The 14,020-nt window shown below is 69.5% G+C and carries 13 protein-coding genes and 2 pseudogenes; 11 read left to right on the top strand and 4 right to left on the bottom strand.

Going from position 1 to position 14,020, the window contains the following annotated elements:
* Positions 1-27 precede the first annotated feature (27 nt).
* Genes MCHLDSM_RS02770 through MCHLDSM_RS02755 form a run of 4 tightly spaced genes read left to right on the top strand, consistent with a single transcriptional unit; the run spans position 28 to position 4,697 of the window.
* Positions 28-1,140 carry an alpha/beta fold hydrolase domain-containing protein gene (locus MCHLDSM_RS02770; RefSeq protein WP_048468764.1) on the top strand — a complete coding sequence of 371 codons (1,113 nt, stop codon included), beginning with the start codon at positions 28-30 and terminating at the stop codon, positions 1,138-1,140.
* Positions 1,137-2,084 (top strand): 2-hydroxyacid dehydrogenase, encoded by a 948-nt coding sequence (locus MCHLDSM_RS02765; protein WP_048468789.1) that lies wholly within the window; start codon positions 1,137-1,139, stop codon positions 2,082-2,084. The genes MCHLDSM_RS02770 and MCHLDSM_RS02765 overlap by 4 nt, the downstream gene beginning before the upstream one ends.
* A gap of 48 nt (positions 2,085-2,132) precedes the next feature.
* Complete coding sequence (locus MCHLDSM_RS02760; protein ID WP_048468763.1) at positions 2,133-4,328, top strand: acyl-CoA dehydrogenase family protein; 2,196 nt, start codon at positions 2,133-2,135, stop codon at positions 4,326-4,328.
* 39 nt (positions 4,329-4,367) lie between these two features.
* Positions 4,368-4,697, top strand: coding sequence for a hypothetical protein (locus MCHLDSM_RS02755; RefSeq protein ID WP_048468762.1), 330 nt, complete (start codon positions 4,368-4,370; stop codon positions 4,695-4,697).
* Between the two features lie 7 nt (positions 4,698-4,704).
* Here the strand turns inward: MCHLDSM_RS02755 and MCHLDSM_RS02750 are convergent, their stop codons facing one another.
* Positions 4,705-5,484 (bottom strand): SDR family NAD(P)-dependent oxidoreductase, encoded by a 780-nt coding sequence (locus MCHLDSM_RS02750; RefSeq protein ID WP_048468761.1) that lies wholly within the window; start codon positions 5,482-5,484, stop codon positions 4,705-4,707.
* Positions 5,485-5,513: 29 nt separating this feature from the next.
* On the bottom strand, positions 5,514-7,208 hold the full coding sequence (gene fadD2, locus MCHLDSM_RS02745; RefSeq protein ID WP_048468760.1) for a long-chain-fatty-acid--CoA ligase FadD2: 1,695 nt from the start codon (positions 7,206-7,208) through the stop codon (positions 5,514-5,516).
* Positions 7,209-7,263: 55 nt separating this feature from the next.
* Here fadD2 and MCHLDSM_RS02740 point away from each other — a divergent pair, with 55 nt between their 5' ends.
* The 7 genes and pseudogenes from MCHLDSM_RS02740 (at position 7,264) to MCHLDSM_RS02715 (ending at position 13,216) form a co-directional block, all read left to right on the top strand.
* Entirely contained in the window at positions 7,264-8,502 is a 1,239-nt protein-coding gene (locus tag MCHLDSM_RS02740) for a DNA polymerase domain-containing protein (protein ID WP_048468759.1), read from the top strand.
* Positions 8,503-8,652: 150 nt separating this feature from the next.
* Entirely contained in the window at positions 8,653-9,060 is a 408-nt protein-coding gene (locus tag MCHLDSM_RS02735) for an STAS domain-containing protein (RefSeq protein ID WP_048420737.1), read from the top strand.
* 126 nt (positions 9,061-9,186) lie between these two features.
* Positions 9,187-10,113: pseudogene (locus MCHLDSM_RS02730) on the top strand (acyl-CoA dehydrogenase family protein); the annotation flags it as partial.
* A gap of 1 nt (position 10,114) precedes the next feature.
* Positions 10,115-10,364: acyl-CoA dehydrogenase family protein (locus tag MCHLDSM_RS38940; protein ID WP_268780964.1), on the top strand; the 250-nt coding region annotated here is incomplete at its 5' end.
* Complete coding sequence (locus MCHLDSM_RS02725) at positions 10,357-11,532, top strand: acyl-CoA dehydrogenase family protein (RefSeq protein ID WP_234713836.1); 1,176 nt, start codon at positions 10,357-10,359, stop codon at positions 11,530-11,532. The genes MCHLDSM_RS38940 and MCHLDSM_RS02725, both read left to right, overlap by 8 nt.
* A gap of 13 nt (positions 11,533-11,545) precedes the next feature.
* A complete protein-coding gene (locus MCHLDSM_RS02720) occupies positions 11,546-11,794 on the top strand; it encodes a hypothetical protein (protein WP_048468758.1) in 249 nt (82 codons plus the stop codon).
* A gap of 9 nt (positions 11,795-11,803) precedes the next feature.
* The gene (locus MCHLDSM_RS02715; RefSeq protein WP_048468757.1) at positions 11,804-13,216 is read left to right on the top strand and encodes an NCS2 family permease; all 1,413 of its coding nucleotides are present in this window, start codon (positions 11,804-11,806) and stop codon (positions 13,214-13,216) included.
* On the opposite strand, the gene MCHLDSM_RS02710 is transcribed toward MCHLDSM_RS02715, so the two are convergent.
* On the bottom strand, positions 13,174-13,776 hold the full coding sequence (locus tag MCHLDSM_RS02710) for a TetR/AcrR family transcriptional regulator (protein ID WP_048468756.1): 603 nt from the start codon (positions 13,774-13,776) through the stop codon (positions 13,174-13,176). The genes MCHLDSM_RS02715 and MCHLDSM_RS02710 overlap by 43 nt on opposite strands.
* Before the next feature lie 153 nt (positions 13,777-13,929).
* A pseudogene (locus MCHLDSM_RS36930) lies at positions 13,930-14,020 on the bottom strand (sugar phosphate isomerase/epimerase); the annotation flags it as partial.

The raw sequence follows: 14,020 nt of genomic DNA, 5'->3' as shown, positions 1-14,020 counted from the left end.
AAAAATCGCGCAGAAGGCCGGACATCGATGAGCGACACCACCCGCGAGTTCGTCGGACTGGACTCGACCACCGCGCACCGTGCGGGCTCCGGCGGACATCCGTGCCAGGGCCTCTACCACCGGGGGGCGGGGCCGCGACCCACGGTGGCGGTGATCGCGACGCACTATCAGATCGACTTCTCCGAGCACTATCTCGCCGAGCACCTGGCGGCGCGGGGTATCGGCTTCCTGGGCTGGAACACCCGCTTCCGTGGCTTCGAGAGCAGCTTCCTGCTCGACCACGCGCTGGTCGACATCGGCGTCGGGGTGCGCTGGCTGCGGGAGGCCCAGGGCATCGAAACCGTGATCCTGCTGGGCAATTCGGGTGGCGGCTCGCTGATGGCCGCCTATCAGGCCAACGCGGTGCACCGCCACGTCACCCCGCTGGCGGGCATGCGGCCCGCCGCCGGACTCGACGACCTGCCCGCCGCCGACGGGTACGTGGCCAGCGCCGCACATCCGGGCCGCCCCGACGTCCTGACCGCCTGGATGGACGCCTCCGTCGTCGACGAGAACGACGCCGTCACAACCGATCCGGATCTCGACCTGTTCGACGATCGCAACGGTCCGCCCTACTCCGCGGAGTTCGTGGCGCGCTACCGCGCCGCCCAGATCGCCCGCAATGACGCGATCACCGACTGGGCGGAGGCCGAACTGACCCGGGTGCGGGCCGCCGGATTCTCCGACCGTCCCTTCACCGTCATGCGGACGTGGGCCGACCCCCGGATGGTCGACCCGACCCTCGAGCCGACGGGGCGGGAGCCCAACTCGTGTTATGCCGGCGTACCCGCCAAGGCCAACCGCTCCACGCACGGGATCGCCGCGGCCGCCACCCTGCGCAACTGGATCGGCATGTGGAGCCTGCGGCACGCGCAGACCCGGGCCGAACCGCACCTGAACCGCATCGATTGCCCGGCGCTGGTGATCAACGCCGAGCGCGACACCGGTGTCTATCCGTCGGACGCGGCACGGATCTTCGACGCGCTGGCCTCGACCGACAAGACGCGGTGCTCGATCGACACCGACCACTACTTCACGACGCCGGGGGCGCGCGAGGACAAGGCCGATACGATCGCCACGTGGATCACACGCCGCTGGTGAGAGTCCTGGCCCACTTCGTTCCCGGTGACAAGGTGTCGGCTTTCCTTGCCCCGCACAAGGATTGGCTCGACATCCGGTACTGCGCCGAGGACGACGACGCGACGTTCTACCGCGAGTTACCCGAGGCCGACGTGCTGTGGCACGTGCTGCGCCCGTTGTCGGCGCAGGACATCGCCCAGGGCGCCCGGCTGCGCCTGGTGCACAAGCTCGGTGCAGGGGTGAACACGATCGCCGTCGACGCTGCCACCGAACGCGGGATCGCGGTGGCGAACATGCCGGGCGCCAACGCGCCCTCGGTCGCCGAAGGCGCTGTGCTGCTGATGCTCGCCGCGCTGCGGCGCCTGCCCGCGCTCGACGCCGCCACCCGCGCCGGCACCGGATGGCCGTCGGACCCCACCCTCGGGGAAACCGTCCGTGACATCGGTGGCTGCACGGTCGGACTGGTCGGCTACGGCAACGTCGCCACGCGCGTCGAGCGCATCGTGACCGCGATGGATGCCAGGGTGGTGCACACCAGCACCCGCGACGACGGCACGCCCGGCTGGCGCAGTCTGCCGGACCTGCTGGCCGAGAGCGACATCGTCTCGCTGCACCTGCCGCTCACCGACGCGACGCGAGGCCTGCTCGGGCGCGAGGCACTGGCTTCGATGAAGCCGGACGCCGTGCTGGTCAACACCTCCCGCGGACCCATCGTCGACGAGGACGCGCTGGCCGAGGCGCTGCGCGCCGGCACGCTGGCCGCGGCCGGACTGGACGTGTTCGCGGTCGAGCCGGTCCCGGCGGACAACCCCCTGCTGACGCTGGACAACGTCGTGCTCACCCCGCACGTGACCTGGTACACCGCCGACACGATGCGGCGCTACCTCCAGGTCGCCGTCGACAACTGCGAACGACTCCGTGACGGACGGGACCTCGCCAACCTGGTGAACCAGGTGGCGGGGTAACCTCGGACCAACCAACCGGTTAGCCAGCAGCCCAACGGAGGGTCCGCCATGCCCATCGCCATCCTCGAAGAGCACAACGACCTCGCCGACTCCGTGCGGTCGTTCGTCGCGCGCGTCGCGCCGTCGGAGGTTCTGCACGAAGCGCTCGAGAACCCGATCCCCAATCCGCCGCCGTACTGGAAGGCCGCTGCCGAGCAGGGACTGCAGGGTGTCCATCTCTCCGAGGACGTCGGCGGTCAGGGCTTCGGAATCCTCGAGCTGGCGATCGTCGCCGCCGAGTTCGGCTACGGCGCGGTCCCCGGCCCGTTCGTCCCGTCGGCCATCGCGAGCGCGCTGATCGCCGCGCACGACCCGAAAGCCGAGGTGCTCACCGGCCTCGCCTCGGGCGAGGTCATCGCCGCCTACGCCATCGACTCCGGCCTGACCGCGACGCGGCACGGCAACGGACTGGTGATCCGCGGTGAGGTCCGCGCCGTACCCGCGGCCGCGCAGGCGTCGGTGCTGGTGCTGCCCGTGGCCATCGAATCCGGTGAGGAGTGGGTGGTTCTCGACGCAGACGCGCTCGAGATCGAGCCGGTGCCCAGCGTCGACCCGCTGCGGCCAGTGGCGCACGTGCGCGCCAACGCCGTCGAGGTCGGCGACGAGCGGGTGCTGAGCAGCGTCAGCCGCGACCTCGCCCGCGCACTGATCACCACGGTGCTGTCGGCGGAGTGCATCGGTGTGGCCCGCTGGGCCACCGACACCGCGTCGGAGTACGCCAAGATCCGCGAGCAGTTCGGCAGGCCGATCGGCCAGTTCCAGGCCATCAAGCACAAGTGCGCCGGGATGATCGCCGAGACCGAGCGCGCCACCAGCGCCGTGTGGGACGCGGCCCGCGCGATCGACGAAGAGCTGCAGGGCAATTCCGAGACGGCGTCGTCCTTCGAGTTCGCCGCCGCCGTGGCCGCGACGCTGGCGCCCGTCGCCGCGCAGCACTGCGCGCAGGACTGCATCCAGGTGCACGGCGGCATCGGCTTCACCTGGGAGCACGACACCAACGTCTACTACCGGCGCGCGATCGTGCTGGCGGCCGCGTTCGGCCGGCACGCCGACTACCCGCAGCAGGTGGTCGACACCGCGACGTCGACCGGCATGCGATCGATCGACATCGACCTGGATCCCGACACCCTCAAGCTCCGCGAGGAGATCCGCGCCGAAGTCGCTGCCCTGAAGGCGATTCCGAAGGAAGAGCGCAACACCGCGATCGCCGAGGGCGGTTGGGTGCAGCCGCACCTGCCCAAGCCGTGGGGGCGGGCGTCGAACCCGATCGAGCAGATCATCATCGCCCAGGAGTTCTCCACCGGCCGGGTCAAGCGGCCGCAGATGGGCATCGCCGCGTGGATCATCCCGTCGATCGTCGCCTACGGCACCGAGGCGCAGCAGCAACGCTTCCTGCCGCCGACGTTCCGCGGCGAGATGATCTGGTGCCAGCTGTTCAGCGAGCCCGGCGCCGGCTCCGACCTGGCGAGCCTGACCACCAAGGCCACCAAGGTCGACGGCGGCTGGCGCATCACCGGCCAGAAGATCTGGACCACCGGTGCGCAGTTCTCCGCATGGGGTGCGCTGCTGGCGCGCACGGACCCGAGCGCGCCCAAGCATCAGGGCATCACGTACTTCCTCCTCGACATGAAGTCCGAGGGCGTCGAGGTCAAGCCGCTGCGCGAGCTGACCGGCAACGCGATGTTCAACACCGTGTTCATCGACGACGTCTTCGTGCCCGACGACATGGTCCTCGGCGAGGTGAATCGCGGCTGGGAGGTCAGCCGCAACACGTTGACCAACGAGCGGGTGTCGATCGGCAGCAGCGAGCCGCCGTTCCTGGCCAGCCTCGACCAGTTCGTCGACTTCGTCCGCGACGGGCACTTCGATCAGATCGAGCAGAACGAGGCGGGCCGGCTGATCGCCGAGGGCCACGCCGCCAAGCTGCTGAACATGCGCTCGACGCTGCTGACGCTGGCGGGTGGGGATCCGATGCCCGCGGCCGCGATCTCCAAGCTGCTGTCGATGAAGACCGGACAGGGCTACGCGGAGTTCGGGGTGTCCTCGTTCGGCACCGACGCGGCCGTCGGCGATCACGGGCAGCCCTCGGGGAAGTGGGCCGAGTACCTGCTGGCCGGGCGTGCGACGACGATCTACGGCGGCACCTCGGAGGTGCAGCTCAACATCATCGCCGAGCGGCTTCTCGGACTGCCGCGCGATCCGTAAGCCGCGTTTCCGGGCCGGCCAGCCGGGAACCCCGCAGTCATGACCAACGACCGCGACTTCGCCGAGAAGCGGTTCGACAGGCCGGGGTCGACGGGCGCGGCGGTCGCCTACACCGCCGTGGTCGTCGCGCTGGCCGCGCTGGCGTTCGCGTTCTTCGCGTTCGGCGCCCGCGACTCCGTGTACGCCGCGTCGCTGGTTCCGGCGTTCCTGTTCCTGGGCGGCCTCGGCGCCTTCCTCCGCACCTACCGCGAGTGGAAGGCCGAGCGCGGATGGGCGGCGTGGCAGGGCGCCGGCTGGTTCCTGATGCTGCTCATGCTCGTCACCCTCGCGGTGCCGGGCTCGGCGATCATGGCCGGCGCCGTCGAGTGACCGCCCGTCAGGGCAGGATCGCGTCGACGTAGCCGCCGTCGACGCGCAGCGCACCGCCGGTCGTCGCGGAGGCGAACGGCGACGCGAGGTAGACGACCATGTTGGCGATCTCCTCGGGCTCGATGAGCCGCTCCAGCAGGGACTGCGGGCGGTGCAGCCGCATGAACTCCCGCTGCGCCTCGTCCCACGGCAGGGACTTGTCGACCAGCTGATAGACGAAATCCTCCACACCGGCGGTGTGGGTAGGCCCGGCGATCACCGAGTTGACCGTCACCCCGCTGCCCGAGGCGTCCTTGGCGAATCCGCGCGACAGGGCCAGCAGCGCCGTCTTGGACACGCCGTAGTGGATCATCTCCGCGGGCGTCACGACAGCCGAGTCGCTGGCGATCTGCAGCACCCGGCCCCAGCCGCGCTCCACCATCCCCGGCAGGTACAGCCGGATCAGCCGCGCGGCCGACAGGACGTTCACGTCGAAGTAGGTGCGCCACTGCTCGTCGGTGATCTCCCGGGCCGGCACCGCACCGAAGATGCCGAGGTTGTTGACCAGGATGTCGACGACGGGCACCTCGTCGTACACGGCCTGCGCCCCGTCGGCGTCCGCCACGTCGGCGGCTACCCCGACGACGTCGCCGTCCAGCCCGGCGACGGCGTCGTCGACGCGATCGCGATTACGGCCGTTGACCACCACCCGCGCGCCGGCCCCGGCGAGTCCCTTCGCGATGGCGAAACCGATGCCCTGCGTGGACCCGGTGACGAGCGCGGTCTTACCGCTCAGATCGATGTTCACGAAGGGGTACTACCACCGGACGGCGCCGGCTATTCCGCGTCCATCTCCCGTAGCTCCCGCTTGAGGATCTTGCCGGTCGGGTTACGCGGCAGCTCGTCGAGGAAAATCACCTCGCGGGGCACCTTGTAGCGGGCCAGATTCTCCCTCACGTACGCCTTGATCGCGTCCTCGTCGATCGAGGCGCCCTCGGCCTTGACCACGAAGCAGCGCAACCGGTGGCCCCACTCCTTGTCCTCGACACCGAGCGCGGTCGCCTCGACGACCTCGGGGTGCCCGCTGACGAGATCCTCGACCTCGGCGGGGAACACGTTCTCGCCGCCGGACACGATCATCTCGTCGTCGCGGCCGCTGACATAGAGCAGACCGTTCTCGTCGAAATAGCCGACGTCGCCCGACGACAGCAGGCCGTCGATGATCTGCTTGCCGCCGCCGCCGGTGTATCCCTCGAACGGGAAGAAGCTGCCGACGAAGATCCGGCCGACCTCACCCTGCGGCAACTCGTTGCCGTTGTCGTCGAAGATCTTGACCTTCATTCCCTTGACCACCGGGCCGACGGTCGCCGGATTGATCGAAAGATGTTGCGGCCCAGCGATGGTCGCGAACGACACCTCGGTCGAGCCGTACAGGTTGTAGATCACCGGGCCCAGTTCCTTCAGCGCCCGGGTGGCGAGTTCGGCTCCGAGCTGCGAGCCGGACACGAACACGATGCGCAGCGACGACAGGTCGGGCTTCGGCGAGGTCTTGTCCAGCTCGTCGAGCATCCGCGACAGCATCACCGGCACCACGACGCACGCGGTGGCCCTGTGCTTCTCGATGTCGGCGAGCACGGTGGCCGGCTTGAATCGCCTGCGCAGCACCAACGTCGAGCCGAGCATCATCGCGATCGTGGCGTGCAGGAAACCCAGCGCGTGGAACATCGGCGCGGGCAGCGAGGTCACCTCCCCGCCCTTGAACGGCACCGAGGACAACACCCCGCCGACCGGGGCGAGCGACGGCGGGGCGCTGCGGTTGGCGCCCTTCGGGGTGCCGGTGGTGCCGCTGGTCAGGATGATGATCGAGGAGTGCCGCGACACCTTGGGCGGTGGATTCGAACTGGTGCGCGCGATCAGTTCCTCGAGGGTCTCGCAGGTGCTTTCCGACGGCTGGTCGGGCTTGTCCGGGTTGACCGGCAGCGCGCGCAGCTTGCCCAGCGCGGGCTCGGCCTGCGCGACGGCGGCGGTGTACTCGTCGTCGTAGATGATGAGTTTGGCGCCCTCGCGTTCCGACACCTCTTTGATCTGGGGGCCGGAGAACTCGCTGTTGAGCAGGATGATGCGGGCACCGGTCTTGGCCACGCCGAACCACGACACCAGGAACCACCGGTGGTTGCGGGCCAGGATCGCCACGCCGTCACCGCCCTTGACGCCCTTGGCGAGCAGCCCGTTGGCCACCGCGTTGGCCGCGTCGTCGAGCTCCTTGAACGTCATCTCTCCGAAGTCGTCGATGACGGCGGGCCGGTGCGGGGTGCGGCGGGCGTTGAGCGCGGGGATCATGCCGATCTCACCCCAGCGCCGGATGTCAGCGACGAACGCGGCGATGTCCTGCGGCGGCTCCAGTTTCAGCGCGCCGGCCTCGAACATCTTGCGGGCGTAGTGGAGTTCGGCCGTACCCCGGTCCCAGTACTTGCCGACCGACTGGTGAACCTTGTCGAACGCCTGCGACGGCAGGTCGGTGAGCTTGGACATGGGTCAACTTTATGTGACGACGGTCGCAGTGCGGCCGGGAACCTACGATGAGGGAATGGCTGCTCGGGAGTCTGTCGAGATCGGCGGGCAGCGGGTGCCGATCACCAATCCGGACAAGATCGTCTTCGGCGACCTCGGGGTGACCAAGGGCGACCTGATGGACTACTACAGCGCGGTGGCCGAGGGTGCGCTGCGCGGCGTGGCCGATCGCCCGATGATCCTCAAGAGATTCGTCAAGGGCATCGCCGAGGAAGCGGTGTTCCAGAAGCGGGCCCCCGAGAAGCGGCCCGACTTCGTCGACGTCGCCGAGCTGAAGTACGCGTCGGGAACGTCGGCCAAGGAGGCGGTGCTGCACAGCCCGGCCGGGCTGATCTGGGCGGTCAACCTCGGGTGCGTCGACCTCAACCCCCACCCGGTGCGCGCCGACGACCTCGAGCACCCCGACGAACTTCGCGTCGACCTGGACCCGATGCCCGGGGTGGGATGGCGGCAGATCCTCGATGTCGCGTTCGTCGCGCGGGAGGTGCTGGAGGACCACGGCCTGGTGGCCTGGCCGAAGACGTCGGGCTCGCGCGGGTTCCACATCTACGCGCGCATCCACCGCCGCTGGCCGTTCAAGCTCGTCCGGCTGGCCGCCGAGGCCGTCGCCCGGGAGGTCGAACACCGCGCCCCCGAATCCGCCACCGCGCGATGGTGGAAAGAGGAGCGCCACGGCGTCTTCGTCGACTTCAACCAGAACGCGAAGGACCGGACCGTGGCGTCGGCCTACTCGGTGCGCGCCACCCCGGACGCCCGGGTGTCGACGCCGCTGTTCTGGGACGAGGTCGCCGGATGCCGGCCCGAGGAGTTCACGATCTCGACCGTGCCGCGGCGCTTCGCCGAGCACGGCGACCCGTGGGAGGGCATGGACGATACGGCCGGCGGGCTGGAGTCGCTACTCGAACTGGCCGACCGGCTGGGCCCGGCCGAGAAGGCCCCGCGGGGCGCGCACCGCTCGACCGACGGCCGGCGCCGATCGACCAAGCCGTTGATCGAAGTGGCACGCACCAAGACCAAGGACGAGGCGATGGCCGCCCTCGCGCAGTGGCGGGACAAGCACCCAGAGGCCGCCGAAAAGCTCGAGCCGACAGACATTCTCGTCGACGGTATGCGCGGCCCCAGCTCCATCTGGTACCGCATCCGGATCAACCTCGAGCACGTCGCCGAGGCGCAGCGGCCACCCCAGGAGGATCTGCTGGCCGACTACAACCCGTGGGTCGGCTACACCGGGTCGCAGCAGCAGCGCCGCGGATGAAAGTTACCGGCGAGTTTGCTGGCGGCCCTGAAAGCAGTTCTTAGCGAAGTATTAGTCGTTACTCCCCACCGCCTTAAATTGGCTCACTACCTTGAGTCATGTCAGGCCCGACGACGGGCTTGGATCAGCACTTGATCGAGGGAGGCGGCGATGTACGGCAATCCGACGTTTGATTGCGGTGGCGCCGACATTCGTGCGCACTGCCGCCAATTGGCCACCGTGGTCACGATCAGGGGCGCGCTCAGCGATGCCAACATCGCCCGCGCCACCGAGTACACGCGCCGCTTCGTGCTTGCGGAGAAGCCGTTCGTGCTCGACCTCAGCGAGATCACTTCGTTTGACACCGAAGCGATTTCGCTCCTGTTCACCGTGGACGACGCCTGCAGCGCCGCCGGGGTCGAGTGGTCGATGGTGGCCAGTCGCCCGGTCGAGCAGACACTGCGTGCGCACGGCATCGACTTCGATGCCGCCGGCTCGGTCCCCGAGGCCCTCAATCACTTCGCCGACGCGATGGTCGCCCGGCGTCAACTGCTTCCTCTTCTCACCAAGACTGCGTAAGGATCACTGTGTTACTTGATGTTCGGTGGCTCCGGTACCTCCTCCAGCGTCGCCACAGGTTCGAGGCCGAGCGCTTCGCGCTGACTGCCGGCTAGACGTTCCACCCGGGATCGCTAAGGTGCTCTCATGGGCACTGCCGTCGATGCTGACCGGGTAGCCGAAGCCGCGCACCGGGTGGTCGCGGAGCACGATCCGCGCACGGTGCCGATTCCTGAATTCCTCGGCGCGTGTTTCGACGCCGGCCTGTCCTGGGTGCACTTCCCCGAAGGTTTCGGTGGGTTGGGCGTCTCGCGGGGCCTGCAGGCCATGGCCGACCGCATCCTCCAGGGCGCCGGCGGCCCCGTCCCGCTGGGCCTGAACCCGATGGGCTACGGCATGGCCGCGCCGACGGTGCGGGAACACGCCCAGACCGACGACGTCCGCCGCCAACTGCTGCGTCCGCTGGCCACCACCGAGGACATCTGGTGTCAGCTGTTCTCCGAGCCGGGCGCCGGTTCGGACCTCGCGGGACTGGCCACGTCTGCCGTGCCCGACGGGGACAGCTGGATCGTCAACGGCCAGAAGGTCTGGACGAGCCTGGCGCACCGCGCCCGGTGGGGGCTGCTGCTCGCCCGCACCGATCCCGACCTGCCCAAGCACAAGGGGCTCACCTACTTCGTGCTCGACATGCACGCCCCCGGCGTCGAAACCCGCCCGCTGCGGCAGATGACCGGGCATGCGGAGTTCAACGAGGTGTACATCAGCGACGCCCGCATCCCGGACACCCACCGGCTCGGCGGCGTGGGTGACGGCTGGCGCGTCGCGATGACCACGCTGATGAACGAGCGCAGCGCGCTCGGCGCGAGCGGCAGCAGGCGCGGCGCCGGCACGATCTCCGATGCGGTGACGCTGTGGGCGTCGCGTCCGGACCTGCACACCCCGGTACTGCGCGACCGGCTGACCAGCCTGTGGCTGCGCGCCGAGGCTCAGCGACTCACCTCCGAACGGTCCCGCGCCACGGCGATACGCGGGGTGTCGTCGGTGCTGGCGTTGTCGGCGATCGTGATCCGCGCCNCATCTACGAGTTCTGCATGGACCTGCTGGGCCCCGAGGGCGTTCTCTACGACGGCTACGGCATGGGTGACGGCGACCCCGACGACTACCGCGGACCGATCCAACAGCGGTTCCTGCGCAGCAGGGCCAACACCATCGAAGGCGGGACCTCAGAGGTGATGCGCAACATCCTCGGTGAGCGGGTGCTCGGACTACCGGGCGACCTGCGGGCGGATGCGGGAATGGCGTGGAAGGAGATCCCGCGTGGCTGAGGAGCTTGCGGATCAGCCCAAGGGCGCAGCTGAGTCTCTGGCTGGCGACGAGTTCGTGTTCACCGACGAACAGCAGCAGTTGCGCGCCGCGGTGCGCGGCTTCTGCGCCGAGTACGTCGACGAGCGGGCGATCCGCTCGGCGATGGATTCCGAACCGCCATGGGACGCGAAGATCTGGTCGCGGCTGGGTACGGAACTCGGCGTGCTGGGTCTGGCCGTGCCCGAGTCGGCCGGTGGCGCCGGCGGCTCGTTGATCGACCAGGCGGTGGCGGTCGAGGAACTCGGCGCCGCGCTGGCGCCCGGACCGCTTTTCGGCACGGTCTATCTGGCGATTCCCGCGCTCGTCGCCGCATCGCAGGCCTCCGACCTGCTCGGTCCGCTGGCCGACGGAACCCGGACGGCCGCCTTCGCCGTCGGTGATGTCGCCGCAGCGCGTGAGGGTGACGGGTGGACTCTCACCGGCACCGTCGAGCGGGTCGTCGACGCCGGCGCCGCCGACGTGGTCCTGGTCGCCGCCGACGCCCCGGACGGCACCGCGCTGTTCGCCGTGGACACCGATCACCCTGGGGTGCAACGCATTCCGTTGACGACGTTGGACCCGACACGTCCGCAGGCGACGGTCGGTCTGGTCGACGCGCCCGGGCAGCTGATCGCCGGACCCGAGGAAGCCGACCGGGTGATCGCCCACGCGCTGCACGTCGGCTCCGCGCTGCTGGCCGTCGAGCAGGTGGGCGCCGCGCAGCACCTGCTCGATCTGAGCGTCGACTACGCGAAGAACCGGCTGCAGTTCGGCCGCCCGATCGGCTCCTTCCAGGCGGTCAAGCACCGTCTTGCCGACGCGCTCGTCGCGGTCGAGCACGCGCGATCGACCGCCTACCACGCGATCTGGGCGCTGACCGACGGCTCGGACGATCCCGCGCTCGCCGTCAGCATCGCCCAGGCGATGTGTTCGGCCGCGTTCACCCGGGTGGCCAACGACACCATCCAGGTGCACGGCGGCATCGGCTTCACCTGGGAACACCAGGCCCACCTGTATTACAAGCGGGCCTACACCGATGCCGCGCTGCTCGGCAGCGCCGAGGAGCACCGGGCCCGCGTTGCCGAGCTGGTGCTCGACATCGCACCCGACAAGGCCGCGCCGCGCGTCGCCACCGGTATGCCACGTTGAGAGGGGACGGGAAGTGACTGGCACACAACGACTTCTGGGAGTGGCGGCGGCCGCCGCGGCGGCTGTGGCCGTTCCGCTGGCCATACTCGCCGGCCCCGCGCCGCAGACCGCCACCGCACAGCCGCCGGGATCGTGCCCGCCCGGTGAGACCGGTGTGATCTACGGCTGCACCCCGTTCTGCCTGCCGGGCAAGGCCCTGGATCTGCAGACCGGTCTGTGCCTGCCGGTGCCGCCGCCACCACCGCCCGCTCCCCGGTACTGAGAGCCGCGCATGAACCGAGTGGACCGCTTCTTCGAGATCACGGCCCGCCAGTCCACCGTGGGCACCGAGATCCGCGGCGGACTGGTCACGTTCATCGCGATGGCCTACATCATCGTGCTGAACCCGATCATCCTGTCCAGCCCGAAGGACGTCACGGGCCAGTCGCTGAACTTCGCGCAGGTGTCGGCCACCACCGCGCTGGCGGCCGGCACGATGACGATCCTGTTCGGGCTGATCGCGCGGCTGCCGTTCGCGTTCGCCGCGGGTCTGGGCATCAACTCGTTCCTGGCCACCACGGTCGTCGGCGAACTGACGTGGGCCGAGGCGATGGGCCTGGTCGTGATCAACGGCGTGATCATCGTGCTGCTGGCCGTCACCGGGCTGCGCCGGCTCATCTTCGACGCGGTGCCCATGCAGCTCAAGCTCGCGATCACCGCCGGCATCGGCCTGTTCATCCTGTTCATCGGGCTGGTCGACTCGGGCTTCATCGCGTCGACCAAACTCGCCTCGCCGCCGGTCGGCCTCGGCGCGGGCGGGCTCGGCTCGCTCACCACGGTGCCGACGCTCGTGTTCGTCCTCACCCTGCTGCTCACCGGAATCCTGGTGTCCCGGCGGGTGCGGGGCGGCATCCTGATCGGCCTGGTGGCGGGCACCGTCGTCGCCGTCGTCATCGAGGCGATCTGGCACCTCGGTTCGGCGACCGAGAAACCGGGCGGGTGGGCACTGTCGGTGCCGACGCTGTCCGGGTCGCCGTTCGCGGTGCCGGATCTCGGGCTGGTGGGCGACTTCAGCCTGAACAGCTTCAGCCGGATCGGCGTCATCGCCGCGGTGATCCTGATCTTCACGCTGGTGTTCGCGAACTTCTTCGACGCGATGGGCACGATGACGGGCCTGTCCCGCGAAGCAGGACTCTCGGACGCCCAGGGCACGTTCCCCCGGCTGAAGTCCGCGCTGATCGTCGAGGGTGCCGGTGCGGTGGTCGGCGGTGCGACGTCGTCGTCGTCGAACACGGTGTTCATCGAGTCCGGCGCCGGCATCGAGGAGGGCGCCCGGACCGGGCTGGCCAACCTGGTGACCGGCGTGCTGTTCCTCGCGGCGATGTTCGTCTCGCCGCTGGCCTCGATCGTGCCCACCGAGGTGGCGGCCGCGGCGCTGGTGATCGTCGGCGCGATGATGGTGTCGCACCTGCGGCACATCGACCTGTCGGAGTTCTCGGTCGCCCTGCCGGTGGTGCTCACCGTGGCGGTGATGCCGTTCAGCTACTCGATCGCCAACGGCATCGGGGTCGGCTTCATCTCCTGGGTGGTGATGCGCACCGCGGCCGGGAAGGTACGCGAGATCAGCCCGCTGCTGTGGGTGGTCGCCGTCGGGTTCGCGATCTACTTCGCCCGCACGCCGCTGGAGTCGCTGCTCGGGGTGTGACCCGCGCCCCGCTCCGCTGCCACGCCGAGGATGACCGCGCGGATCTGCCGGGCGATGTCGTCGCGGCTCATCGAATCCGGTGAATCGTTGGCGAACCCGAAGACCAGCCCGCCGAGATAGGCCAGCAGCACCGAGGTCTGCTCGTCGCACAGGGCGCGGTCGACGGGGGCGCCGTTGCCGGTCTGGATCGCGATGACCAGACGCTCGGCCAGGGCCCGGTAGCTGTCGGCCATCTGCTGGAACTCCGAGGCGATCCCGATGTCGCGACGGGCCGACATGGTGAGCTCGAGCCGGGCGCGCGTGCGGGAGCGTTGCGGCTCCTCGCGGATCGCCAGGATCTGGCCGGCCAACGTGCGGGCGATGGCGGTGCCGGTGCTGTTGGGTGCGTCCTTGAACGCCTCGGTGAAGGCCTCGGCGTCGTAGCGCACCAGCTGGTCGGCGACGCCGTGCAGCAGCGCCGCGCGAGTCCGGTAATAAAAGGACGTCGTCCCGTCGGGCAGCCCGGCGTGCCGGTCGACCTTCAGGTGGCTCAGCCCGCGCGGACCCTCGTCGGCGAGCAGCTCGATCGCGGCGTCGCACAGGAGGCGACGCCGCTCGGCGGCGTTGTGTTTCCGTTTGCTCTCGACACTGGGGATCCTACGTCCGGTCCGCCGAAACTGTATTCCACGCGGTGTTTCCGCCCCGAAGCGCGCGCGGAATACAGTTTCGGCGGGTCAGCGGTATTTGTTGACGTACTCGGTCATCGTGGCGAGCTGGTAGCGCGAGACATCATGGGCGGCTTCGTCTTCGGCGAACACGCTGGAC

It is taken from the genome of Mycolicibacterium chlorophenolicum (assembly GCF_001044235.1).
Lineage (GTDB): Bacteria > Actinomycetota > Actinomycetes > Mycobacteriales > Mycobacteriaceae > Mycobacterium > Mycobacterium chlorophenolicum.
Note: the sequence above shows the minus strand (reverse complement) of the source record. Positions and strands in the feature narration are given on the sequence as shown.